This window comes from Priestia sp. YIM B13490, assembly GCF_042787735.1.
Taxonomy (GTDB): domain Bacteria; phylum Bacillota; class Bacilli; order Bacillales; family Bacillaceae_H; genus Priestia; species Priestia megaterium.
Genome location: NZ_JBHZOT010000003.1, coordinates 537,164 through 562,843, shown reverse-complemented (window position 1 = coordinate 562,843; position 25,680 = coordinate 537,164). Strand labels below are relative to the sequence as shown.

Here is a 25,680-nt window from a genome sequence, read left to right as displayed (position 1 = left end):
CCACCTTTATAAATGAACTATGCGCACATGTTTAACGTAAAGCGTATAAGAATATCCATCTCCCACAAAAAGCAGGAGATGGACCCTTCATTGCTTACTTTGAAAAATCAAAGTAGTTTCGTTTTAATAGACGAGGCAGGCTCATAAGCTGTTCGTACGTTACACTTTTTTCTAAGGCAGAGGTGTTGATTAAAAACAGTTGATCTTCAATGTGTCCAACCGTTGCATCTGTTTGATACGTAATGCCGCATTCTGAACATGTAATGGAAGGCGTCTCTTTAATTTCTATAGCTTTTGTGCCGTCAGGAAGCTCCCAATAAACCGTTGCATCCGTCTCTTTCGCTTCATAGGATTCGCACCATTGACATTTCAATATTATTCCTCCTTCGCTCCCGCCGTTTCGTATTTTTTCATTTGCGTTTCAAATTTTTTCTCTTTTAATTGATCGCGCTTTTCACGCTTGTCTTTTAAAGAGCTATGCTCTGGATTTTGGTCATACGTTTTCCGGCGGTCAAGACGGTTTAGACCTTCCGGTGTTAAGTTGAACTTTGTATCATCAATAATCGAAAGAACACCGTTGCTTTCAAATTTTTCAAATACTTCAGGATATACTTTTTTATAAAATTCTTCTGCGCTTCCACTTTGGTAATTTTGCGGCTCCGGATACGATGTAATAACACCTTCAAAGTTTCGAAGCACCACTTTATTGGAGCTTTGAGAAATAATATAGTTTGGCTGCAGCGGAATTTTACCGCCTCCTCCAGGAGCATCCACGATAAACGTAGGAACTGCATAGCCGGACGTATGGCCGCGAAGTCCTTCCATAATTTCTAGCCCTTTACTGATCGGCGCACGGAAATGGCCGATTCCTTCTGATAAATCACATTGATAAATGTAATAAGGACGCACGCGAATTTTCACTAAATCATGCATAAGCTGCTTCATGATTGGCACGCTGTCGTTAATTCCGGCTAAAATAACCGCTTGGTTTCCAACTGGAACTCCTGCGTTCGAAAGCATTTCACAAGCACGCTTTGATTCTTCTGTAATTTCAATTGATGTGTTAAAATGCGTATTTAGCCAAACCGGATGATATTTCTTCAAGATATTGCACAGGTTTTCTGTAATGCGCTGCGGGAACACCACCGGTGCTCTTGTACCGATACGAATAATTTCTACGTGCGGAATATCGCGCAAATTTTTCAAAATATATTCTAAAATATTGTCATTGATTAATAGGCCGTCTCCTCCGGAAATTAATACATCACGGATCTGAGGGTTGGCTGCAATGTAATTAATAGCTGTATCCAGCTGTTTTTTTGGAACGCCCATGCCAATTTGTCCTGAAAAACGTCTTCTTGTACAGTAGCGGCAGTACATAGAGCATTGATTTGTAACTAAAAACAGCACGCGGTCGGGATAACGGTGCGTTAAGCCAGGAACCGGTGAATCTTCATCTTCGTGAAGCGGATCTTCTAAATCATACCTTGTTTTATGCAGTTCTTCTGAAATAGGAACGGACTGCATTCTGATTGGACATTTCGGATCGTTCTCATCCATTAACCATGCGTAATAAGGAGTGATATTTAACGGAATCGTTTTGGTTGCAATTTTAACGCCTTCTTCTTCTTGAGGTGTTAAATTGATCACTTTCTTTAAATCTTCCAATGTTTTAATCGTGTTTGTCAGCTGCCATACCCAGTCGTTCCACTGCTCGTCCGTTACATCTTTCCAAAGCTCGATTTCTTTCCAGTGTCTGCTTGCTTTATATAATGTATTTTTCATTTTATATTCCCTCCAAAGTTCATTTTTTGAATAGATGTTCTACTAAGAAATTGACCGCACCATATAATAGCGATCTTCTCCTTCGCCAAACTCTCCTGCTCGCGTTTCTTTAATGGTAAAATCCATTTTTTTATACAGCTTCACAGCCCCTTCATTTTTTACATTCACAGTCAAACAAACGCTTTCGAAATTATCTTTTTGTAGAACCGAAAATATTTCTTCTAAAAACAGCTGTCCAATTCCGCTTCCTTGTTTATCAGAGCGGACGTAGAAACCAAAGATATAAGCTTTTGTGATATCTTTGTAATCTCGAAGCAGCTCGCAAATGGCAATTGGTCTTGCGTCATTTTCCTGGAAATATTGAATAAGCTTGCCGTAGCGGGCTAAAGGTACAAGCGTCTGTTCATCAACGGCTCCCATGCCCGGAAACGCATCTTTTTCCAGTTCAATCATCATCTTTTGCTGTTCAGGATTTAACGATTCTGGCACTTCGATATAGTACTGCTCTTTTAATGCATCCATTTTTCTTTCCTCCTTTTTTCACTTTCATATTTGACATCTTGCAGCGGCCAAATTGGTTTTGAAATGTGCTGATAATTAAAGGTCGTTAAGCGATTTGATGCTACGCCCGGAGCATCCACATAGATGATAGATCCTACAAGCGGTTCAAAAGCGGCTCTGAAATGATTTTTAGCTTTTAAACCAATGATTTTTTTCGTCGCTGGCTCGATACCGATATGGCGAAAAAGTTCAGGATCGTTTGCTGATACCGGCCTTCCAATCAACAAAATATCCAATTCTCCTACTCGAATATGAGCTGCACCTTTTACATTTACTTTCAAATGCTGATTAAACGGTCCCGAATTGTAAAATTCACCTTCTGATAAGCCAATGACCTTTGCTTCAACTTCAACGGGCTTTCCGAACTCAGGAGAAACTTTTCCTCCTAAGGAAAGAGAGACGTAATTCCCAACTCCTGCTTGCACGCATTGTTTAATAGATTCAGGGTCATAAAGACCTCCAAATAGTGTCCCCGGCATATCTAGCTTCAGCATGTATTCCAAAACCTCTGTTGTATCGCCGCTTCCGCAGCTTAAAGGATTGTCCGCTATATCAGCGAGCACAATTGGCTGTTCGTTTGATCGTTTTAACGCTGTTTGCAGACCTTCTTCAACGGTAGGCAAATCCATGATGAAATCTTCTTTTATACTCCAAAACTGAGAAGCTAGTTTCTTTGCTGTTTTTTCTGCCGTTTCAGGATTCAAAGCTGTTACGAGCACGCTTGCTCCGGCAATTGGAATATCAGAATACGGAAAGCCCCCAAAAATGGAAACATTGTATACGTCTGCTTCTTGCTCGGCTTGCTTAGCAAGATCAATCATTTTTTTCATCGGCCCTTCTGCGGTTCGCATATTAATCGACGGCAAAAGCATAGGCAATTTTTTTAAAGATGCATAATAGATAGCGCTTTCTTTTACTTGTGTTAAAAGCGCTCGCGCAGCGTTCACTCCTTGTTCGTACATATCAACATGAGGATATGTTTTAAAACCAAAATGAAGCGGCGTGTACGTAAGCATATCTTCACTGATATTTGCGTGCATATCGAGCGTAGTAGCAATGGGAACGTTGCTTCCTATGCAGCTTCTTATCTGACTTAACAAATGAGCTTCAGGATCGAAAAGATGCTCTACTACCATTGCGCCGTGCAAAGCGATTAACAAACCATCTAGCGGCCCCGCATGAGTAAGTGAGTGCAACATTTGCTTTTCAATTGTATGATAAGCTTCAGAAGATACAATCCCAGATGGAACCGCAGCTGCACAAACAAGGGGAACGATTTCTACCTGCTTCTCTTGCTTTAATACATCTAAAAATCCCCCTACTTCTGTTTTGGTTCCTGAGTATGCTTTATATATTTCCGTTCCAACAAAATAGCCTTCTTGTACAAACTGTTCTATTTCTGTTTTTAATGGACTAAAGCTGTGAGATTCATGATAAAAAAAGGCAATGCCAATGCGATATGAAGACATGTGCTCCTCCTTTTCGCTAAGGTGCGAGATTAATAGTTGGTGTAGACAGACTTCCATTCTGTCATCACATCAAATGCATGATGAGAAACTTCCCTGTGGCCATTTCCAGACATTTTCATTCCTCCGAACGCTACCCCCATTTCAGCATTAGATGTTCCGTTATTGATATAGACTAATCCGCTAACAGCGTCTTTTGCCGCTCGGCTGGCATAGTGCAAGCTGCTTGTATAAATAGAAGTGGAAAGTCCATACATCGTTCCATTATTGACGCTCATTGCTTCTTCATAGCCATCTACTTCAATAAAAGCAAGCACTGGGCCAAAAATCTCCTCTTGAGCAATTGTGTGGTTCGAACTGACGTTATCAATAATTGTAGGCATGTAATAACAAGTCCCTAACTCTTCTGATAAAACACGACCTCCAAGCGCAATATTTCCGCCTTCTTCCACCGCTTTTTGTACGTAATTTTCTACTAAACGGCACTGCTGTTCATTTACAAGCGGGCCTATTACAACCCCTTCATCAAGGCCATTTCCAATCTTCATTTCTTTTGTAAGAGCTATTACTTTTTTCAAAAGCTCTTCTTTTACTGAACGCTCCACAATCACTCTGCTAGCTGCGGTACAGCGCTGGCCCGTGGTCGTAAATGCTGATTTAACAATTCCTTCTGCTGCTTTATCCAAATCGGCATCCTTTAATACAATAACAGCGTTTTTTCCTCCTAGCTCTAAAGAAATTCGTTTTAAGGTTTTGCTGCTCATTTCTGCTAACTGCTGACCAACTTCCGTAGAACCTGTAAATGAGATGATTTTCACTTCAGAGTGCGTAGCAAGCTTTTGTCCAACGATTCTGCCCGATCCTGTAAGCAAGTTAATTGTTCCTTTTGGAAGCCCCGCAGCGTGCAATACTTCCATAAAAATCTTCGCTGAAAGCGCCACTTCTGAAGCCGGCTTCCAGACAACGGTATTGCCAGCGATTAAAGCGGCAAACATTTTATAAGAAGCGAGAGAAACAGGAAAGTTCCAAGGTGTAATACATGCCACAACTCCAAGCGGTTCGCGAACCATTTTTATATCTCGGTCAGGAAAGCCAGCGGGCACTATTTCGCCAAACAAACGTCTTCCTTCTCCTGCCATATACTGAGCTGTTGCAATGACGACACCAACTTCCCCTATAGATTCTGTCAGCGGTTTTCCCATCTCTTTTGTCATCACTTGAGCGAGCTCTTCTTTTCTGTCTTCAAAAAGCTCAGCTGCTTTTGTTAAAAATGCTGCACGTTCAGGAATAGATGTATTTTTCCAGTGGCTGTAGGCTGTACTAGCCGCTTTTACTGCATCATCAACTTGACTAGCCGTAGCGGCTGCGCACGTTCCAACGAGCTCTTGTGTTGCAGGGTTTATACTTTCAAAATAGGTTTGCTCCTCTTCACTTACCCACTCGCCGTTAATATATAAATTTCCTTGTAACAGTTCGGTTTTAGTCTGACTCATATTGTTACCCTCCTTTTCATTTAAAAAGCTAGTTAATTGAAACTGCTTCTGTGATGGCTTCTTCTAGTAAAGACAGCCCTTGATCCAGCACGTCTTTATCAATATTTAGCGGCAGCATTAAACGAATGGTTTGCCCTTTGACTCCACAGTTCATAATTAGCAGTCTTTTTTCCAGCGCTTTTGATTTAATAACAGGGACATAAGCAGCTGCTGTTTCAACATGAAATTCAATACCAATCATCATACCAATTCCTCTAACCTCTTTAATAGCTGGTAAATGTCCGATAGAATGCTGAAGGCGTTTAACAATATCAGCGCCTACTTTTTCACTGCGCTCTACAAGCTTTTCTTCTTCAATTATTGAAATATTAGCTAAAGCCGCTGCGCACGATACTGGATTTCCGCCAAAAGTAGAACCATGTCCAGCTGTTGGCCATTTCTCATGCAGTTCTCGGCTTGCTACAATGGCTCCTAAAGGCATACCGCCGGAAAGAGCTTTTGCTAAAACTAAAATATCTGGTGTGACTCCAGCATGTTCTGCGGCAAACATTTTTCCAGTGCGCCCAAATCCCGTTTGCACTTCATCAAAAACAAGCAGAATGCCATAATCATTCGCTATGTCTCTTAGTGCGCGTAAAAAGCTAGAAGGAGCAGGGTAATAGCCTCCTTCGCCCATGACTGGCTCAATTACAATCGCTGCTACGCGTGAAGGATCCACTCGCAGTTCAAACAGCTTTTGCAGTTGATTTAAGCAATATGCTTCTGCATCTTCCTCGTCAACATTAGGAAGCTGACTTGGATACGGATAAGGAACGTGATACACTTCTCCTAAAATCGGCTCGTAGTAGCTGCGATATTTTGAGCTTGAAGCCGTAATAGCTGTAGCTCCTAGTGTACGGCCGTGAAAAGAACCTTCAAAAGCAATGATCGCTGGTCTGCCAGTGGCCGCTTTTGCTAATTTGAGCGCACCATCAATGGCTTCTGCGCCTGAATTTGAAAAAAACACGGTGTCTAAGTTTCCAGGCGTAATGTGCGCAAGTTTTTCTGCCAAATTCACTGCTGTTTCGTAATAGCCGTAGTTTAAGCCTAGGTGAAGCAGCTGATCTGCTTGTTTTTTTATCGCTTCTACCATCTTTTCATGCGTATGACCCACTGCATTGACAGCTACTCCTGATACAAAATCAATATATTCATTGCCATCGGCTGTCCAAAATTTCGCACCGTGCGCTTTTTCAATAACAAGCTCTGTTACTCTTGTCATCACCGGTGATAAATGTTTTTTCCCTTTGATTTGAAGCTCTTCTGTTTTATTTTGCACTTTCATATGACTCATCCTTTCTTATGTGCTGATAAAAAATAGAAAACGCATGATCTAGCAATCTCACTATTTCATCAACTTCTGATTTCGTTATATTTAAAGGAGGACTGATAATGATATGTTCTCCTTTATGTCCGTCTATAGATCCGGATCCTGGATAAAAGACGCCTCCAAGCTCCATACAAATTTCATTGAGCTTTTCGCTGGCTGCTTCACGTGGCTCGAAATATATCTGTTGATTGGCGTCTTTCATTAGTTCTAATCCAATTAAAAGTCCGCGGCCGCGAATATCTGAAATATAAGGATGCTTGCGCTGCAGCGCTACTAAACATTCCATTAAATACGCGCCTTGAGTTTCAACGTTTTGAAGGATATTCATTTCTTCATACATATCCAAAGCAGCAAGGCCTGCCGCTATTGAAACAGGATGTCCACTGTACGTATAGCCATGAAGAAATTTCCCGCTGCTATTTTCTAACAGACCTTGAATCAGACGGTCATGGACAATCATTCCTCCTAAAGGAGCGTACCCAGCTGAAACTCCTTTACCAAACGTTAGGATATCCGGTTCGATTCCGAATTGTTCCACTGCAAAATCAGTTCCCGTTCTCCCGAAGCCTGTCATCACTTCATCAACAATCAAAAGAATGTCATAGCGGCTGCAAAGCTCACGTACTTTTTTGAAATAGTCAAGCGGAGGTACAACAGCTCCTTGCTGACTTCCTACGATGGGCTCTGCGATAAAAGCTGAAATATTTTCTGGACCAAGCTCTAAAATGGTGCGTTCAATATCGGTGATACAGCTCCAGTTTTGATTTGCCATGCAGTCTTCTTGATTGCGATTATACGGACAGCGATGACAATACGGCGAATAGACGTGCGCAAAATGTAAAAGGTTGGGTGTATAAGGATATCGTCTTTTTACATCTCCTCCAGCTGATAGTGCCCCTATCGTGTTTCCGTGGTAAGACTGCCACCTTCCGATTACGATGTGTTTTTGCATCTTTCCGGCATCTCTGTGATATTGCCTTGCTAATTTTAATGCACTTTCATTTGCTTCTGATCCTCCTGATGTAAAATAGACTTTGTTTAAATGAAGCGGCGCCATTTTACCAATTTTTTCTGCAAGTTTATGCAAAACATTCGTTTCAAAACGTAATGTATGAACAAACGCCGCTTTTTTTGCCTGCTCCGCCATCGCCTCGGCTATTTGCGCAATGCCGTGCCCTAAGTTTGCCGCCACGGCGCCGGAGCAGCCGTCTACATACTTTTTTCCTTGTTCATCTATTAAGTAGCTTCCTTCACCATGCGTAATCATTGGATACTTTTTTGTTAAATCTCTATGAAAAACATAATCTCTTTTTATTTCGTCCATCTTTCCACCACCATCGCCATTCCTAATCCTCCTGCAACGCAAATAGTAGCCAGGCCGTATCGTCTTTTTTGCTTGTGGAGTTCATGACACAGAGTTGTTATAATTCTTGCCCCGGAGCAGCCTAAAGGGTGTCCAAGCGCAATCGCTCCTCCGTTTACATTCACTTTTTCTGATGTGATGTCCCATTCTCTTAAGCAAGCAATACTTTGAGCGGCAAATGCTTCGTTTAATTCAATTAAGTCCATATCACCTAAGCTTAGACCGACTTTATTTAAAGCAATTTGCGAAGCAGAAACGGGGCCAATTCCCATTTCCTTTGGAGAGACGCCCGCTGCGGCAAACGAAACAACCTTTGCCATAGGCGTTAATCCGAGCTGCTCAGCTTTTTCTTCCGACATCAACAGCATCATTGAAGCGCCATCGTTTCTGCCGGATGAATTGCCGGCTGTCACCGTTCCATTCTTTTGAAAAACAGGCTTAAGCGCACCAAGCTTTTCTTTGCTAGTAAGACGAGGAAATTCATCTGTTGCAAAATGCCTCATACCTTTTTTTCCTTCTTTTACAGGTACCGGGATAATTTCTTCTTCAAACAAATCAAGTTCTATAGCCCGCCTAGCTTTTTCCTGACTATAAAAAGCAAACTCATCTTGTTCCGTGCGGCTAATACTATATTTTTCAGCGAGCCACTCGGCCGTCTGTCCCATCGTAAACGTTCCGTATAACGTTTCAGGCTGTGATTTTGGCTGACTTTCTGTATTAGAGTCATAGAGTGTTAAATCACCAACGTGAAAACCAAAACGAGTGCCTACCGTATAGTGCGGTGCTTGAGACATGCTTTCCACTCCTCCGGCTAATACCACTTCGGCTTGACCTGATAAAATGGACATAGCTCCATTCATTACAGCCTGCATGCCTGAACCGCACTGGCGGTGCACGGTATAAGCTGGAATACGTTCAGAGAATTGAGCTTTCAGCCCGGCTACTCTCGCTATATTAGGAGCATGAGCGCTTTGTTTCGTTTGTCCGACAATGATTTCATCAACAATCTCTGAAGTATATCCCGCTGAAGACAAATTGTTTTTCATCACAAGAGAGACTAGTTCTTCTGGAAGCGTATCTGCAAGCGAACCGCCAAACTTTCCAATAGGCGTTCGAAATGCATTTACAATCACTACCATTATGCTGTCACCTCATTGTTTTTATTAAATAATTTAGAAACGCGAAAAGAAGCCTGCGTTTTTTGTTGCACTGTCTCTAAAGAAACACCCGGAGCTGTTTCAAGAAGTTCAAGACCATGATCTGTTACCGAAAAGACAGCTAATTCTGTAATAATCATATCGACTCGTCGCTCTGAAGTAAGCGGATAAGTTAACTCCCCAACTAGCTTTGACTCTCCTTGGCTGTTCGTATGAAGAGTCGTAACAATAACTTTTTTTGAGCCTTCTAATAAATCCATTGCTCCTCCTACGCCAAGAACACTTTTCCCAGGAACAGCCCAGTTTGCAATTCGGCCTGCTTCATCTACTTGAAGCACTCCAAGAATCGATACATTCACATGGCCTCCCCGTATCATGGCAAAGGAATCAGCGCTGTTAAAAAATGAGGCACCTTCCAAAACCGTGACGGGCAGCTTTCCAGCATTCACAAGTTCTGGATCTATATAACCTTCTTCAGGAGTAGGGCCAACGCCAAGAATCCCGTTTTCTGAATGTAAAAACACGTGAACATCGGGTGAAATATAATTAGCAACTAAAGTAGGAATGCCGATTCCTAAGTTCACTACATCTCCGTGACAAAGCTCTTTTGCAGCACGCGCAGCAATATATTGTTTGACGTTCATCTTATTGTTCTCCTTTCATTACGATATAAGTAACGTATAAATGAGGAGTTACAATTTCTTCAGGAGAAATCTGCCCAACTTCAACCACTTCTTCTACTTCAGCAATCACGATATCAGCAGCCGTTGCCATCATTGGATTAAAGTTTCTCGCTGATTTGCTGTAAATAAGATTTCCGAGTCGATCTGCTTTTTTAGCTTTTATTAGAGCTACATCTGCGTGCAGCGATTCTTGCAAAACATATTTCTTTCCTTTTAATACTCGTTCTTCTTTTCCTTCCGCAAGCTGAGTCCCTACGCTCACAGGCGTATAAAATCCTCCGATGCCTGCTCCTCCTGCCCTAATAGCCTCGGACATTGTTCCTTGCGGGATGAGCTCCACTTGGAGTTCTTGTTGTTGATAAGCGTGTACAACTTCAGGGTTGGAAGTAAAATAAGAACCTATGGCTTTTTTTACTTGTTTTTTTTGCACCAATACACCTAATCCTTTTCCAGGTTCACCGAGGTTATTACTAATAATCTCTAAATCTTTAAGGTTTGATTTGGCAATCGCTTCAATCAGACTAAGCGGGCTTCCAACGAGACCAAATCCACCTACCATAATGCGTGCGCCATCTGTTATTTTTTCTATTGCTTCTTCGCGCGTGATGATTTTGTTCATTTTGTTTCCTCCTTTTCTTTTTATATTTCACAGCGCTTTACGCGAAAAAAACCAAGCAAGATACAATGACTCCCCAAAGAAACAGGGATGTCCCCACTCTTTGTAAAGTGTGTGTATCTGCTTGGTTTTAATAAGACCATGAAAAGAGGTTGTCTTCTCACTTTATTCTAACCAAACGCTATGTAATTTTTTGATTCACATTATCCCAGTAACGTTGGATTGCAGCCTGAAGCGCTACGATAATCGCCTGTTGAGATGGAGCAAAATAATAATTTTGAATACGTTCAATAAGAGGTTCAATTCCATCTGCAAGGCAGTAACCAATAAGCAGCTTCCGGAAAAAATTTTGCGTCAGCTCCGTAATAAACGTAAACTCAGCATTTACAATTTTATGCTCTGTCAGATCCACTTCTAGTACAATTCCCGCATGCTTATACATTTCATACATGGAAGTTCCCTGTGGAGCTTTTGCATATCCTGTCACAATGACTGTATTCAGTATTTGCATGCCCCTTAATCTCCTTTTAAAAACTATTTAATTACTCCGCACTTTTACACTAATAATTCTGAAAGGTCAAATGAGATTAACTCATTTTCTTTTAGTCATGTAAGTGCTTTCATTTTTAAAAAGATATATTCTTACACAACTAATATTTCGCCTTTTCTAGACAAAATCCTTCTTTTCTTTTAAAAAAACTTTCTATTTTTTTATTTATTCGGCTTTATTGAAATTTATTCGAGTCTCCATCAAACTTTTCATCCGCTATACGGATGGACTCTGTTGGACAGCCTTCAAACGCATCTATTAAATCGTCTTCCAGCTCTTGGGGCACTTCAGCCGTGCCTTGATTATCATCAAGTATAACGAACGCAATTCCTTCATCATCATAATCATAAATATCAGGTGCCGCAGCTCCGCATGCACCGCACGCAATACACGTTTCTTTATCGACTATCGTATATTTCCCCATAATCATCCTCCTAACTAAGTTTAAAAGTTATTACTCATTACCAGCCGCGTTCTTGCATACGATTTTCTGGTAATAATGATGAAATTTCAATTCCTTTCATTGCACTTCCTAATCCTTTTGATAAGCTTGCAATCAGTTCATAGTCTTGATAATGCGTTGTTGCTTCCACGATTGCTCGCGCAAATTTTTCAGGGTTGTCTGATTTGAAAATTCCTGATCCAACAAACACGCCGTCTGCTCCAAGCTGCATCATTAACGCTGCATCCGCGGGTGTTGCTACGCCGCCTGCTGCAAAGTTTACAACCGGTAAACGGCCTTCATGTTTAATTTGCAGTAATAGCTCATAAGGCGCACCTAATAGTTTTGCTTCTGTCATTAACTCGTCTTCATCCATGCCTACAACTTTACGTACTTGAGCGTTTACTTGGCGCATATGACGCACTGCTTCGACGATGTTTCCTGTTCCTGGTTCGCCTTTTGTACGAAGCATCGAAGCACCTTCACCAATTCGTCTTGCTGCTTCCCCTAAATCACGGCATCCGCATACAAATGGAACTGTAAATGTACTTTTGTTAAGGTGATATTCCTCATCAGCTGGAGTGAGTACTTCACTTTCGTCAATATAGTCTACACCCATTGCTTCTAGCACGCGTGCTTCAACAATATGGCCAATACGAGCTTTTGCCATAACTGGAATGGATACAGCGTTCATCACTTCTTCAACAATTGTTGGGTCTGCCATACGAGACACGCCGCCTGCTGCACGAATATCAGCTGGAACACGCTCTAATGCCATAACGGCAACAGCGCCTGCTGCCTCTGCAATTTTTGCCTGTTCTGCATTGATCACGTCCATGATAACGCCGCCTTTTTGCATTTCTGCCATTCCCCGCTTCACGCGGTCCGTTCCATTTCTCACCATATTCATTTCCTCCTTTATATGTTCAAACACTTATTATGCAACTTCCATGCCAGTGTTAAAATATAGAAGAAATTAGTAAAAAACATTGATTTTTATGCCAAATTATTAAGCGATTTTTAAAAAATTGGCAGGTGAAAGCCAATTTTTTAAACCAAAACAGCTCCCATCCCTATTAGAGACGGAAGCTGTTTTGTTAAGGAACTAACACCAATTTTCCGGTCGTTTTTCTTCCTTGAAGCAGACGATGTACATCTGCCGCTTCATCAAGTGAAAATGTGCCGCCCAGCATTAATTTTAACTGACCGGCATTTACGTAGTTTAATAGCTCATGCAGGCTTTGCTGATAAAGTATTGGTTTTGCCATCATTTGAGGTAAGAAAAAGCCTAGAACCGATTGGTTTTTTTCCATCAGGCGGGCGGGGTTAAATTTTACAGGTTTTCCGCTAGCCATTCCGTAAAAAACGAGGCGCCCAAATGGTGCAAGACATTGAAGAGATTCATAGAATATATGCCCTCCTACCATTTCTAAAATAATATCGGCTCCTTTTCCTCCCGTCACTTCTAAAATTTGTTTTTCCCAGCCTGTTTCTGTATAGTTAATTGCTTCGTCAGCTCCGAGATTTTTTGCAAGCTCAAGCTTTTCTTTGGAGCTCGCTGTAGCAATAACTTTTCCAGCTCCAAAAATTTTGGCAAGCTGAACAGCTAAGGTTCCAACACCGCCTGCTGCCGCATGAATGATGACGGTTTCTCCTTTTTCAAGGCGACCCATTGTTTTTAAAATATGATAAGCCGTGAGTCCTTGAAGAGGCAAAGCAACCGCTTGTGTTAAATCCACATTCTCCGGCAACGGAATAAGGCCTCTTGAATCTGCCAGCGTGTACTCAGCGTATCCTGTTGCTCGATTAGATCCTAGCAGCGTCACGACTTTTGTACCTACTTTTATCTCTTTTACATCCTCGCCTACTTCAACCACTTCGCCCGCAACTTCAGAGCCAGGGATAAAAGGCAGCGGTGTTTCGACTACGTATGCTCCTTCACGCCGTGCAGCGTCGGCGTAATTAACACCGATTGCCGCAACTTTAATGAGCACATCTTTCTTTTTTGGTACAGGGCATGCAATATCGATAACTTGAAGAACATCAGGTCCTCCGTACTGCGTAAATTGAATGGCTTTCATCTTATATCCCCCTCTTATTTCCCTTGAAATAGTGGCTTTCTTTTTTCTTTAAACGCAGATATTCCTTCTTGATGATCTCTTGTTTCTACCATAAGAACTTGCGTTAGTCTTTCTTGTTCAAGGACTTGTTCTAATGTTAAATGAAAGGAATCGTTGACAATTTTTTTCATTTTCCCATACGCTTTGGTTGGTCCTTGTGATAAGCGACTTGCAAAGGATGTGACCTCATCTTTCAGCTGATTTAACGGTACTACACGGTTTAAAAAACCAGCTTTGTAAGCCGTGTCGGCATCCATAGGCTCTCCTAAAAATAATAGTTCCTTCGCTCTATGGGGACCAACGACCTTTGTAAGAAAGTAAAGGCCTCCTCCGTCTGAAATCAATCCAACTTGAGAAAAGCTTAATACGAATCGACTTTCTTCTGACGCAATGATAAAGTCAGAAGCGAGAGCTAAATTAAAAGCCGCTCCTGCTGCAAATCCATGAACTGCTGAAATAATTGGCTTCTCTAGATTTTGCATCGCTAAAATACATTCATTTAAACGGCCGATATGTTCATAAACATCAGATCCGGATGCTTGGCCCATCGTTTTTACATCCCCTCCGGCAGAAAACGAGCGCCCTGCTCCATTTAATATAACCACTTTAATAGACTCATCGCTTTGCGCCTGTTTTATTTCAGCTGTTAACTTTTCAATCATTTCCTCACTGAATGCATTTAAACGATCCGGCCGATTTAACGTTAAAGATAAAATAGTCCCGTGCTTTTCTACTAATAAATCACTCATAATTCAGATTCCCTCCTCTTTACTTTGCATTAAACGATAAGCCACCCGCCGTCTACTAATAAATCACTTCCTGTCATATAAGAGGCCTCTTTAGACGCTGCAAAAGCAATAACGTTTGCAATTTCATCTGGTTTACCTACACGTTTTAAAGCCGTATTGTTTTCGATTGCCTTAGTGAAGCGCTCATTTTCAAGTCCAGGCTGCGTTAAAGGTGTTTCTACGAATCCAGGAGACACAGAGTTTACTCTGACTCCGTGAGGTGCTAACTCAAACGCCATTGCTTTTGTAAAGTTAATTAAAGCAGCTTTAGCAGCGCTGTAGTGAGGAATTTGTGCCCCGGCTTTATGTCCTGAAAGAGAAGCGATGTTAACAATAGATCGATTTCCTCCTATTTCTTCAGTTAAAAAAGGAATCAAATGTTTTGTGACAAGAAATACGCTTGTTAAATTGACGTCCTGCACGTGTTTCCACTGTTCAAGCGTTGTTTCTTTGATTGTTGAATTAACTGATCCGCCTGCGTTATTAATTAATAAATGAATTTGCCCGTACTTTTCTTTTATAAACTCAGCCAACTCTTTGACGTCTTCTTCTTTCGTTACATCAGCTGGAAAAATATCCGTGCATTTTCGTTCACACCGTGTGTCAATAGCCGATGCAGCCTGTACTAGCTTTTCTTTCGTTCGCCCGACAAGAATGACGCGAGCTCCTTCTTTCGCCATTCTCTGAGCGGTCGCTTCTCCAATGCCGCTTCCAGCTCCTGTAATAACAGCTATTTGCCCTTCAAAACGCATAATATTCCTCCTTATACAACATATCGCCCGCTGTCGATAAATTCACGGGCGATGTCTCGATTGCGCGTGAACTCTCCTTCACTTTGCAAATCATTCATCCATTTCCCAAGAATTGTGCGGTACTGCCGGTGTTTTTCACCCGTTAACATCCCGTTTATTAATTGTCGAGCCTGCTTTTCAATTTCAAAGAGCGTTTCACTAACAACCGTTGCTGACAGCTTGCTTTTTAACTTTTCTTTTTCTTCTCCATTTTTGTTCACGGCTTTTTCCGCGCGCAGCACAGATGACTCCATAGCGAATAGTCCAATAGCAATTTCTGCGAGCTTCATCAGCGTTTCTTGTTCTTGTGCTAGATTGGCGTTAAACGTTTGGAATGCTGTTCCTAACAAAGCAAGAAATAAATGTCTTGTGGTAATAACCGCCTGCTTTTCTCTTGCTAGAAGTTCATTTGAAGATATTTCCCACTGACCGCTCATCAATTCACTAACAGCATGTTCTACTTGTTTGCTCAGCTCTATTTCTCCTTTGTCTGCTTTTTTTAGAAGCTGAGTTGGAAGCAAAAGGCGATTGATTTCATTTGTACCTTCAAAAATACGATTGATGCGTGAGTCACGATATACTTGTTCTATTTTATATTCTTGAATAAACCCCGCGCCGCCATGAAGCTGCAGCGATTCATCGGCAATTAAATCAAGAGTTTCCGACCCGTACACTTTACAAACTGAACATTCCATTGCAAATTCAGCCAGCTGTTTAGCTACTAACTTATGATTTTCACTTTCATATAAGCCACCAAGCGCCTCTTCTAGTAAACCGGCTGTACGGTACTGAATAGATTCAGATGCAAAAATACGAGCCGCCATTTTTGCTATTTTTTCTTTTGAAGCATTAAATTCCGCAATAGCTGTTTTAAACTGCTTGCGTTCTTTTGTATAAGCTAAAGCAAGCTCAAACGCATATTTCGCTGCGCCCATACATGCAGAACCTAAGTTAAAACGTCCGAGGTTTAAGACGTTCAACGCAATCAAGTGACCTTTTCCTACTTGTCCAAGTACGTTTTCTACGGGTACTAAACAATCTTCATAAATAACTGGACGAGTAGACGACCCTTTGATTCCCATTTTCTTTTCTTCTGGCCCGAGAGACAGTCCTTCAAAACCTTTTTCTACAATAAAAGCGGTAAAATGTTCACCTTCTACTTTTGCATACGTGATGAACGTATCTGAAAAGGCTGCATTGGTAATGTACTGCTTCGTTCCATTTAATACATAATGCGTTTTTTCAGGATTTAATACGGCTTTTGTTTGGGCTGCAAGAGCATCAGAACCTGCTTCTGGCTCTGTCAAACAGTAGGCCCCAATATATTCGCCGCTTGCCAATTTAGGCAAGTATTTTTCTTTTTGCTTCTTGGTGCCAAAATACGTAATAGGAAGTGTCGCAATGCATGTATGATTAGAATGAGCGACTCCATATCCGCTTGTCCGGCCAATGATTTCACCTACAAGTCCTTTGCTTACTTTATCAAGACCTAGTCCTCCATATGCTTCTGGAATACTGTGAGCAAGAAGTCCAAGCTCGCCTGCTTTATGCATCAATTCTACTACTTTATTAAAATCCTGCTGCTCAATGTCATTATGGTAAGGGTCTACTTCTTTTTCAATAAACTGCTTTGCTGTCTGAGCAATCATACGGTGCTCATCCGTTAAGTCTTCGGGTGTATAAACGTGATGCGTAGATGTTTTTTTCAGTAAAAATGATCCGCCTTTTGCTTCTGTTTTCATTTCAGACATATCGTTTCCTCCCCGTTTACTAGCTTTTTTTTCACTACCTTAGGAACTACGGGATAGACGTTTTTCCGGCTTACAAAGCCAATTTCGTCTAGAAATCCATACTGAGTGAGCATTTCTCCTATGGCTGAGCACTTCAATATTTCAACAGGTGAATGCTCATAAGCCTCATACAAAAGCAGTGCGGCTTTTGCAGCATCCGTCAAATGAAATGTTTTTAGTTGCAGCAGACAGCTTACAAAATACCCCGCTCCATACAAATCTTCTAGACAGAAGCGATCGGATGAACCTGAACAAACCAATAAAACAGTTTCATCTTGACCTTGCTGACAAACAGCACTGGCAACCGCTTCTCCGTTTAAAAGCGAAGCTGTATATACATGGTTTGCTTTTTCAGCGTTATGAATGGCTACGGTTCCGTTAGTCGTGGACAAAATAACCGTTTTATTTTGAACATGCTCCTTTAACGTGCTGGGATTCGGATCAAAAAAGCCTTCAATCGTTTTCCCTCTATATTCGCCTACAAGCGCAATATCATCAGGCTTGTACGTTTTTGCTTTTTCACGCGCTTCTTCTTCGTTTTTTACTGGAATAACTTCTATTGCTCCTTGCTGTAAAGCAGCCGCAATTGTTGACGTAGCCAATAAAACGTCAAATATAACAACCGTTTTTCCTTCTAGCTTTTTGGCAAGAAGCTCTTCTTTTTTGAGTATTACGTGAATTTTCCCTTTCATATATGTCCTCGTTCTGTGTGCAGAGCATGAATAATTAGTGTTTTTACATAATCTCCAAATTGTGAAAACCGTTTATCATTTGTTTGGCCTTTTTTATAACGGTAATAAATTTGCTGACAAATGACAGCAAGCTTGAAGTACGCAAATTTTAGGTAAAAGTCAATGTGTGAAACATCCCGTCCGCTTTTTTTAGCGTATGCTTCTACAAAATCTCGACGGGAATAAAAGCTTTTTTGCACAGTAACAGGTGGATTTCCGAGTCCTCTTTTCAAAAGTTCAGGATCGCTGTCTTCCATCCAGTAGCTCAGCGCCACTCCCAAATCAGCAAGCGGGTCTCCAACGGTTGTCATTTCCCAGTCAAATAATCCTACAATTTTATTTCCATCCGGTGAAAATAACGTATTGTTAAGCTTGTAATCATAGTGAATAATGGTCGAATGCTGTGTAGTCGGGATGTGTGTGGTCAACCATTTTTTTAGGGCTTCTACTTCCGGTATGTCACTTGTTTTTGATTTTTCATAACGATGAATCCAGCCGTGTACCTGACGTTCTAAAAATCCTTCGGGCTTGCTGATTTTTTCAAGAAGCGTGCCTTTATAAGGAACATCATGAAGTTTAACAAGGACATCCACCATTTGTTCTGAAATACAACGGCAAAGTTCGTCAGTTCCTTTCATGTCTTCTGGAAACGCTGTGTCGATGAGAACACCGTGCTTTCTCTCCATTAAAAAAAAGGATTTCCCAACCACCGTCTCATCTTCACAAAACACATACGGTCTAGGAGCGAGAGGGAAAGACTTCGATAAAACAGATAAAATCTTGTATTCTCTTTGCATGTCATGCGCTTTTGGCGCAACTGGCCCAAAGGGAGGGCGTCTCAACACCGCCTCCCACTCTCCGACTGAAAGAGCGTAGGTTAAATTGGACGCACCTGATCCAAATTGCTTGATTAAAAGAGGCTCTTTAGGTAAATCAGGAATCGAAACACGGAGAAACTGATGCAGTTTTTCCGTGTTTAATTCCTCTCCTTTTCGTACAGGAATGATTTGTGACATTCTTTTACCACCTGCTTTTTTATAGTTAAACAGCTACTTTATAATTCATCAAAAACTGCTTAATGTCCGCTGGAATAGACACGCTTTTTTGTGCATCAAAATCAAAGTACACGATGACAGCTTCTCCTTTAGCAATCAGCGATCCCGTCTTGCTGTCGGTAATTTCATGACCAATTGTAAAGCTTTTATTGCCGACATTAGATACAAAGGTTTTAATTATTAGCACTTGATTAAAATAACCTTGCGCAACAAAATCACATTTAGTAGACGCTAAAATATACTCCCACTTTTTTGTATGCATGGATGCTCCCATTTCTTCAAAAAAAGCAATACGCGCCTCTTCTAAATAAATGAAATAGCTCGTATTGTTAATGTGACCGAGTGCGTCTGTTTCGCAAAAGCGCACTTTGACCTGTGTTTCATACATAATCTTCTCCTCCTTTACTTATGTGAAAAAACAGCGGGACGCTTTTCAATAAATGCTGATACTCCTTCTTTAATATCTTCTGTTTGAAAGACTTCTTCAAACAGCTCTGCCTCAAGTTCAAGACCTTCAGATAATGTACGATTCATTCCTTCGTTTACCGCTGTCTTAATTCGAGAAAGTGACGGAAGAGAGTGACGGTTAAATTTCTTAGCCAGCTCTTTTGCTTTTTCGAGCCCTTTTCCTTTAGGCGTTATATGATTGGCAAAGCCTGCATGAAGCGCTTCTTCTGCAGAAACAGGACTGCCGGCAAACATCCACTCTTTAGCTTTAGAAACGCCGATTACGCGTGGAAGACGCTGAGTTCCGCCGCCTCCAGGAAACAATCCGAGCTTCACTTCCGGAAGACCTATTTGAGCATGTTCTTCGGCAATGCGTATATCAGCGGTTAGTGAAAGTTCGCATCCTCCTCCAAACGTTAAACCGTTTAACACGACAATTGTTGGTTTTTCAATGTTTTCAAGTTTTTGCAAAACACGATGGGTTTTCATAAACTCTTCTTTAATGCCGCTTTGCCCCATTAACTGAGGAAACTCTTTAATATCAGCTCCAGCCATAAACGCCCGGTCGCCCGCTCCTGTTAAAATGATTGTAATGACATCAGGATCTTTACTAAGCTCTTCATACGTTTCTTCAAGCTGCTGCACAACAGTCTGGCTCATTACATTTAAAGGCGGGTTATCAATGGTTACAATTGCCGTTTTCTCCTCTTTTTCAACACGTACAAATTTTTTCATCATTACTTCACTCCTTGTGTGTGGTATGTGTAAAAACCTTTTCCTGTTTTACGTCCAAGCTCGCCTTTTTGAACTTTTTCTTCAATACACGCAGCTGGCTTGTCCTCTGGATCCCCCGTTTCGCTATAGCGCTGCTGCATCACAAAATATCCGACGTCAATTCCCGAGAGATCCATCAATTCAAAAGGACCGATCGGGTGATTGAGCGCTTTTTTGCAAATCGTATCAATGTCTTCAAAATCTGCGTATCCATTTTCATAAAGGAAAACGGCTTCTTTTTGCAACGCTCCTAAAATTCGATTAGCAATAAAACCTGAGATTTCTTTTTTCAGAAGGACTGCTGTGCGATTAATTTGCTTGCAAACGTCCATTGTCGTTTGAGCTGTTTTTTCACTTGTCTTTTCACTCATGACAACTTCTACGCAGTCCATTACAAGGGGAGGGAAAAAGAAATGCATGTTAACAATTTGATCTGGACGGTTTGTTGCACTTGCAATAAGCGAGTTAACAATTGTTGAACTATTCGATGCTAAAATGGCGTGACTTGGTGCGTACTCATCTATTTCTTTAAAGACACTTTGTTTTACATCTAACTTTTCTACCACAGCTTCAATTACAAAATCAGCATTTGAAACCGCTTCCTTTAATTTGTTTGTAAAAGACAATCTTCGGAATGCGGCTTCCTTAGCCTCAGAAGAGATTTTTCCTTTATGAACCCACTTGCCTATAATTGCTTCCAGCTTGTCTTTTGCATCAATGAGTGAGTGTTCATTCATATCTTGAATAATTGTTTCATATCCTCCGAGTGCACAAAGCATACCGATTTGATGTCCCATTTGTCCTGCTCCAATAACAGCAATACGCTGTATATCTTTACTATTCATGTTATAACCTCCTTTTAATATAAAAGGAGAGAAAGAGCTTATACTTTCCCGCCTTTTACGAGCACTGTCTAGCCCAGCAGCTACTATGACTCAATACCTTTCATCAGCATCTTATAAAAAATAGCCGCAACTTCTCGATCTGTCTTTTCACCATCTGACTGAAACCAAAAATAGCTCCAATTTGTCATTCCTAATATGCCTAGCGTCACGATATCTGAAGGCAAATCTGAACGGAACTGCCCTGCTTCCATGCCTTTTTCAATAATTTCCTGTACGTTTTCTTTAAAACGATCGCGCTTTGGAATGATTTGTTCTAAGTGTTCTTCACTCAAATGACGCATCTCTCGAAAAAACACTTTAGCTCGAAGACCTTCTTTCTCAATACCATGAACAAGTTTAAAAATAATGCTGTGAAGCTTTTCTGGATAAGATGTTGTCTTATCTGCAAGAATCGTTTCTTGGTTTTCTATTAATCTTTCAATATATTGAAGGTGAATATCCATTAAAAGCTCTTGTTTGCTTTTAAAATAATAATAAAACGTTCCTTTTGTGACGTTTAATTCATTTACAATATCTTGAATCGACGTTTCTTTGAAACCTTTTTGAGCAAAAAGCTGAATGCTTCGTTCCATCATCAAATCTTTCATCGTCAAACCCTCTCTGTCTTTTCTCATTTTCACAAATTATACCATGGCTTAGAGGGAGCTTTTGAAAAAGTTTGTTTATGTTCAGCTTATTTACGTCGTTTCTTTCACCACTTCTTCTCGTAGTGCCCGTCGCAAAATTTTTCCTACATTGGTCTTAGGAAGCTCAGCGCGAAACTCAAAGATTCGCGGGATTTTGTAAGCTGCAAGGTGCTGTCGACAATAAGAAGTGAGCTCTTTTTCGGAAAGAGATTTCCCTTCTTTCACTACCAAAATCGCTTTAATGGTTTCTCCTCTGTAAGGATGCGGCACACCAATTACAACGGCTTCTTTAATGTGGCTGTGTTCGTATAAAACTTCTTCAATATCTCGAGGGTACACATTAAAACCACTCGCAATAATCATATCTTTTTTGCGATCAACAATGGATAAATACCCGTCTTCATCTATCTGTCCAATATCTCCTGTGTACAGCCAGCCGTTTCTAAGCGCGTGAGCCGTCTCTTCAGGTTGATTCCAATAGCCCTTCATAACTTGAGGGCCTTTAATTACTATTTCTCCAAGCTCTCCTCTTGGCAGTTCTTTTGTTCCTGTAGCCACATCAACAATTTTATAAGCAGTTTGCGGAACGCCAAGTCCGACTGTACCTGGCTTTCTCTCACAAAACGGCAGGTTGCAGTGCGTCACAGGAGATGCTTCTGATAACCCGTACCCTTCTAACACTTTAGCGCCCGTTTTTCGTTCGAACTCTTTCATCAGCTCAACAGGCATCGGCGCACTGCCGCTGTTGCAGATGCGAATACTTTCGATGTTGTATTCTTCTGCCTGAGGATGATTGGTAATAGCAACATACATAGTTGGCACACCGGGAAAAATACTAGGCTGCTCTTTTTTTATTGTATTTAGTACTTCTTCCAAATCAAACCGCGGCAATAGCAATATTTCATTTCCGCAAAGAATTGATAAATGCATACAGGAAGTCATGCCAAATACGTGAAACAATGGAATAACGGTTAAGCATTTTTCTTTTCCTAATTCAATATCATGCTTAAATATTTCGTATGATTGAACTGCGTTTGTGTAAATGTTTGTATGTGTAAGCATCGCACCTTTAGATGGTCCGGTCGTTCCTCCCGTATACTGAAGAACAGCAATATCGTGTGATGGATGGATAACCGGCTGGTTAAATTCATATTTTATGGTTAAAAAATCTAGGAAGGAAAGGTCTGGTGATGCAGGAACAAAAGGTTTTTGCAAGCTGACGGTTATCGCTTCTTCTATATCAACGCGGTTTCTTATTTCTTGAAGTCTCGTATAAAAATCATCGAGTATAATGATTTTTTTTGCCCCGGAATCGTTTAAAATATGCTCTAGCTCTTGTTCGACAAGCATAGGATTGACCTGAGTAACAATGCCGCCCGCTGCTACAATGCCAAAATAGCTTATTATATATTGCGGACAGTTTGGCAGCATAATCGCTACACGATCTCCTTTTTTAATCCCTTTTTTCTGCAGTGCTCCTGCAAATACCCGAACTGAGTGATACAGCTCCTGGTACGTTAACGTATGCTGATACATGCGCGTTGCTGTGTGAGCAGGATAACGTTCGGCTGTTTCTTTCAGCATATCAAATAGTGAAATATCTTCGATGTGAATGTCATGAGTGTAGGCTTCTGGATAAGGTGTAAACCATTTTTTAACGTCTTCCATCAAGTTACTCCTTTCTTATTCACATAGCATGAACTCCACCGTCTACTGTCAGAACATCTCCCGTAATATAATTAGACGCTGCAGAAGCAAGAAAAACAGCTGCCCCTTTCAAATCGGCTTCGGAGCCAAAGCGTTTTAAAGGAGTTTGACTTAGAAAATAATCTTTGCCTTGTTCCATAATCGCACCTGACATTTTAGTAGGGAAAAATCCAGGCGCAATCGCATTAACTTGAATATTATGCTGTCCCCATTTGACGGCTAAATCTTTCGTAAACGTAATGACCGCTCCTTTACTCGTGTTGTACCCGATTGTATCCATGTACTGAGGATCTGTTCCTCCAAGACCGGCAATTGAAGCAATGTTAATAATCTTGCCAGCTTTTTGTTTAATCATTTCTTTTCCAGCTTCTTGGGACATTAAAAACGTTCCTGTAACATTAATATTCATCACTTTTTGCCAAGCTTCAAGAGGCATTTCTTCAACCGGAGCACCCCACGTAGCTCCGCTGTTATTAATTAAGATATCAATACGTCCAAATGTTTCAATTGTTTGGTGCACGACATTTTTAATATCTTCAGGCTGACTGATGTCGCAAGTTAAGGCGAGCGTTTTTACATCGAGGCGGGCCAATCGATCGGCCACTTGCTGACATGCTTCTTTTTTTCTCGAACATAGAACAATATTTGCCCCTGCCTCTGCAAGCCCTTCTGCCATTTGTTCTCCTAATCCTCTGCCTCCGCCGGTAATAATAGCTGTTTTCCCAGTTAAATCAAACAAATCCTTTATGTGCATAGGTTGCCTCCTTTTCTTGATAGGGTTTTAGCTCAAGTCTTGCAAGCTGTGCTTTGTGCACTTCGTCTGGACCATCAGCGAGGCGAAGAGTGCGAGCATTTGCCCAAAGTGCCGCAAGCGGCGTGTCTTCTGAAACACCTGCTGCTCCAAATGCTTGAATAGCGCGATCAATGACTTTTAAAGCCATAGCAGGAGCCATTACTTTAATCATAGCAATTTCTTTCCGCGCTTTTTTATTTCCAACTGTGTCCATCATATAAGCAGCTTTTAATGTTAATAAGCGAGCTTGCTCAATTTCAATACGCGATTCTGCCACCCATTCTTGAATAACCCCTTGCTGAGAAAGCAACTTATTAAACGTAGAACGGCTTTGAATACGCTTACATAATTCTTCAAGCGCTCTTTCCGCTGCTCCTATTAAACGCATGCAGTGATGAATACGTCCAGGCCCCAATCTGCCTTGAGCAATAGCAAACCCTTTTCCTTCGCCTAAAAGCATATTAGACGCTGGCACACGCACACTGTCATAATGAATTTCAGCATGTCCATGAGGAGCGTGATCGTATCCAAAGACTGGCAGCATTCGTTCAATTTTAACTCCTGGCGTATTTAAAGGAACTAGAATCATAGACTGCTGTTCATATTTAGATGCGTTAAAATCGCTTTTTCCCATGACAATAGCAATTTTGCAGCGAGGATCTCCCGCACCTGAAGACCACCATTTTCTTCCGTTGATCACATATTCATCGCCTTCTCTTACAATACTGCACTGAATGTTTGTGGCATCAGAAGAACCTACATCCGGTTCTGTCATAGAAAAGCAGGAGCGAATGTCTCCATTTAACAGCGGCTTTAGCCATTTTTCTTTTTGTTCGGACGTTCCGTATCGAACCAGTACTTCCATATTGCCGGTGTCAGGAGCTCCGCAGTTAAAAGCTTCTGGTCCAATAATAGAACGGCCCATAATTTCGCAAAGAGGGGCATATTCGACATTTGTTAGACCCGCTCCGTATTCGCTTTCTGGCAAAAATAAGTTCCATAATCCAGCTTGCTTTGCTTTTTCTTTTAACTCTTCCATGATCGGAGGAACAGCTGACCATCTAGATGGCTGTTCATTCAGCTGTTGTTCGTATAGCCGTTCATTTGGGTAAACATGCTCTTCCATAAAAGAGCTCAATTCTTCTTGCAGCTTCACTACTTTGTCAGAGTAAGAAAAATACACGGTAGTCCCTCGCTTTCATTTACTTACTAACCGGTTGGTATGTTACATATTCATCATAAATGAAGGGAAATAATTCAGCAAGGTATTTTTAGAAAAATTCTAAATATTATATTATTTAAAAATAAAAAAAGAGAGGTTTTAACCTCTCTTTTTACGCGGATGTCATTTCCTCAAATACGGCTGATACCTTTTCAAATTCATCGTCATCTTCAATTGAAGACCATTCACCATCATCTTCAATTTTCAAAAAGAAAACATCAATTTCTTCTTCTGTTTCAATTAAAACTTCTTCAACAAACGCAACAGCAATATAATCGTGCCCTTCAATCGTCATTTTTCCAAGCACTTCAATATCTTGCTCTTGATCATTTTCGTCTAAAATTGTAAAAATCTCTCCCGTTTCAATGCGTTCCATCTTATTCCCTCCTATTTTAACCTCATTATTCGTTCACTAACATGTATTCCCCTTTAGAAAAGGTTTCATG

General features: G+C 41.0%; 27 protein-coding genes. All 27 read right to left on the bottom strand.

Annotated features, from left to right (window positions below):
- Positions 1–94 precede the first annotated feature (94 nt).
- The 27 genes from ACFX4R_RS12785 to ACFX4R_RS12655 all read right to left on the bottom strand — a co-directional run bounded on the left by ACFX4R_RS12785 (position 95) and on the right by ACFX4R_RS12655 (position 25,610).
- Positions 95–373, bottom strand: coding sequence for a YokU family protein (locus tag ACFX4R_RS12785; RefSeq protein ID WP_016764133.1), 279 nt, complete (start codon positions 371–373; stop codon positions 95–97).
- 2 nt (positions 374–375) lie between these two features.
- Positions 376–1,785 carry a lysine 2,3-aminomutase gene (gene kamA, locus ACFX4R_RS12780; protein ID WP_028408513.1) on the bottom strand — a complete coding sequence of 470 codons (1,410 nt, stop codon included), beginning with the start codon at positions 1,783–1,785 and terminating at the stop codon, positions 376–378.
- Between the two features lie 42 nt (positions 1,786–1,827).
- The gene (locus tag ACFX4R_RS12775; RefSeq protein WP_043982496.1) at positions 1,828–2,307 is read right to left on the bottom strand and encodes a GNAT family N-acetyltransferase; all 480 of its coding nucleotides are present in this window, start codon (positions 2,305–2,307) and stop codon (positions 1,828–1,830) included.
- Positions 2,295–3,815, bottom strand: coding sequence for a M81 family metallopeptidase (locus ACFX4R_RS12770; protein WP_377569706.1), 1,521 nt, complete (start codon positions 3,813–3,815; stop codon positions 2,295–2,297). The genes ACFX4R_RS12775 and ACFX4R_RS12770 overlap by 13 nt, the downstream gene beginning before the upstream one ends.
- Positions 3,816–3,844: 29 nt before the next feature.
- Positions 3,845–5,305: an aldehyde dehydrogenase family protein gene (locus tag ACFX4R_RS12765; protein WP_097823405.1), complete on the bottom strand. Its 1,461-nt coding sequence runs from the start codon at positions 5,303–5,305 to the stop codon at positions 3,845–3,847.
- Between the two features lie 28 nt (positions 5,306–5,333).
- Positions 5,334–6,629 (bottom strand): aminotransferase class III-fold pyridoxal phosphate-dependent enzyme, encoded by a 1,296-nt coding sequence (locus tag ACFX4R_RS12760; RefSeq protein ID WP_043982491.1) that lies wholly within the window; start codon positions 6,627–6,629, stop codon positions 5,334–5,336.
- On the bottom strand, positions 6,613–7,998 hold the full coding sequence (locus ACFX4R_RS12755; RefSeq protein ID WP_162214256.1) for an aminotransferase family protein: 1,386 nt from the start codon (positions 7,996–7,998) through the stop codon (positions 6,613–6,615). The genes ACFX4R_RS12760 and ACFX4R_RS12755 overlap by 17 nt, the downstream gene beginning before the upstream one ends.
- Positions 7,986–9,176, bottom strand: a complete 1,191-nt coding sequence (locus ACFX4R_RS12750) for a thiolase family protein (RefSeq protein ID WP_043982489.1) — start codon at positions 9,174–9,176, stop codon at positions 7,986–7,988. The genes ACFX4R_RS12755 and ACFX4R_RS12750 overlap by 13 nt, the downstream gene beginning before the upstream one ends.
- Complete coding sequence (locus ACFX4R_RS12745) at positions 9,176–9,838, bottom strand: 3-oxoacid CoA-transferase subunit B (protein ID WP_043982487.1); 663 nt, start codon at positions 9,836–9,838, stop codon at positions 9,176–9,178. The genes ACFX4R_RS12750 and ACFX4R_RS12745 overlap by 1 nt, the downstream gene beginning before the upstream one ends.
- 1 nt (position 9,839) lies before the next feature.
- Positions 9,840–10,496, bottom strand: coding sequence for a CoA transferase subunit A (locus ACFX4R_RS12740; RefSeq protein WP_043982486.1), 657 nt, complete (start codon positions 10,494–10,496; stop codon positions 9,840–9,842).
- A gap of 178 nt (positions 10,497–10,674) precedes the next feature.
- Positions 10,675–11,004, bottom strand: coding sequence for a DUF3870 domain-containing protein (locus ACFX4R_RS12735; RefSeq protein WP_013057066.1), 330 nt, complete (start codon positions 11,002–11,004; stop codon positions 10,675–10,677).
- A gap of 214 nt (positions 11,005–11,218) precedes the next feature.
- Positions 11,219–11,467 carry a ferredoxin gene (locus ACFX4R_RS12730; RefSeq protein ID WP_013083172.1) on the bottom strand — a complete coding sequence of 83 codons (249 nt, stop codon included), beginning with the start codon at positions 11,465–11,467 and terminating at the stop codon, positions 11,219–11,221.
- A gap of 37 nt (positions 11,468–11,504) precedes the next feature.
- Entirely contained in the window at positions 11,505–12,389 is an 885-nt protein-coding gene (pdxS, locus tag ACFX4R_RS12725; protein ID WP_162214255.1) for a pyridoxal 5'-phosphate synthase lyase subunit PdxS, read from the bottom strand.
- A gap of 193 nt (positions 12,390–12,582) precedes the next feature.
- Positions 12,583–13,566, bottom strand: coding sequence for a quinone oxidoreductase family protein (locus ACFX4R_RS12720; RefSeq protein ID WP_377569702.1), 984 nt, complete (start codon positions 13,564–13,566; stop codon positions 12,583–12,585).
- Positions 13,567–13,580: 14 nt separating this feature from the next.
- Positions 13,581–14,354, bottom strand: coding sequence for an enoyl-CoA hydratase/isomerase family protein (locus tag ACFX4R_RS12715; RefSeq protein ID WP_043982483.1), 774 nt, complete (start codon positions 14,352–14,354; stop codon positions 13,581–13,583).
- A 29-nt stretch (positions 14,355–14,383) separates the two neighbouring features.
- The gene (locus ACFX4R_RS12710) at positions 14,384–15,145 is read right to left on the bottom strand and encodes an SDR family NAD(P)-dependent oxidoreductase (RefSeq protein WP_162214253.1); all 762 of its coding nucleotides are present in this window, start codon (positions 15,143–15,145) and stop codon (positions 14,384–14,386) included.
- An 11-nt stretch (positions 15,146–15,156) separates the two neighbouring features.
- Positions 15,157–16,935: an acyl-CoA dehydrogenase family protein gene (locus ACFX4R_RS12705; protein WP_043982481.1), complete on the bottom strand. Its 1,779-nt coding sequence runs from the start codon at positions 16,933–16,935 to the stop codon at positions 15,157–15,159.
- Positions 16,923–17,666 (bottom strand): 2-phosphosulfolactate phosphatase, encoded by a 744-nt coding sequence (locus ACFX4R_RS12700; protein WP_043982480.1) that lies wholly within the window; start codon positions 17,664–17,666, stop codon positions 16,923–16,925. The genes ACFX4R_RS12705 and ACFX4R_RS12700 overlap by 13 nt, the downstream gene beginning before the upstream one ends.
- Complete coding sequence (locus ACFX4R_RS12695; protein WP_237074910.1) at positions 17,663–18,721, bottom strand: phosphotransferase family protein; 1,059 nt, start codon at positions 18,719–18,721, stop codon at positions 17,663–17,665. Before ACFX4R_RS12695 ends, ACFX4R_RS12700 begins: the two co-directional genes overlap by 4 nt.
- Before the next feature lie 25 nt (positions 18,722–18,746).
- Entirely contained in the window at positions 18,747–19,148 is a 402-nt protein-coding gene (locus ACFX4R_RS12690) for an acyl-CoA thioesterase (protein ID WP_043982478.1), read from the bottom strand.
- Between the two features lie 14 nt (positions 19,149–19,162).
- Positions 19,163–19,945, bottom strand: a complete 783-nt coding sequence (locus ACFX4R_RS12685; RefSeq protein ID WP_013083163.1) for an enoyl-CoA hydratase — start codon at positions 19,943–19,945, stop codon at positions 19,163–19,165.
- On the bottom strand, positions 19,945–20,826 hold the full coding sequence (locus ACFX4R_RS12680; protein ID WP_377569699.1) for a 3-hydroxyacyl-CoA dehydrogenase family protein: 882 nt from the start codon (positions 20,824–20,826) through the stop codon (positions 19,945–19,947). The genes ACFX4R_RS12685 and ACFX4R_RS12680 overlap by 1 nt, the downstream gene beginning before the upstream one ends.
- 83 nt (positions 20,827–20,909) lie before the next feature.
- Positions 20,910–21,473 (bottom strand): TetR/AcrR family transcriptional regulator, encoded by a 564-nt coding sequence (locus ACFX4R_RS12675; protein WP_377569697.1) that lies wholly within the window; start codon positions 21,471–21,473, stop codon positions 20,910–20,912.
- A gap of 90 nt (positions 21,474–21,563) precedes the next feature.
- Entirely contained in the window at positions 21,564–23,180 is a 1,617-nt protein-coding gene (locus tag ACFX4R_RS12670; protein ID WP_230183827.1) for a long-chain-fatty-acid--CoA ligase, read from the bottom strand.
- Positions 23,181–23,199: 19 nt separating this feature from the next.
- Entirely contained in the window at positions 23,200–23,973 is a 774-nt protein-coding gene (locus ACFX4R_RS12665) for an SDR family oxidoreductase (RefSeq protein ID WP_043982473.1), read from the bottom strand.
- A complete protein-coding gene (locus ACFX4R_RS12660; RefSeq protein WP_377569695.1) occupies positions 23,951–25,195 on the bottom strand; it encodes an acyl-CoA dehydrogenase in 1,245 nt (414 codons plus the stop codon). Before ACFX4R_RS12660 ends, ACFX4R_RS12665 begins: the two co-directional genes overlap by 23 nt.
- A 151-nt stretch (positions 25,196–25,346) precedes the next feature.
- Positions 25,347–25,610, bottom strand: a complete 264-nt coding sequence (locus ACFX4R_RS12655) for a DUF1292 domain-containing protein (RefSeq protein ID WP_013057050.1) — start codon at positions 25,608–25,610, stop codon at positions 25,347–25,349.
- Between the last annotated feature and the right edge of the window lie 70 nt (positions 25,611–25,680).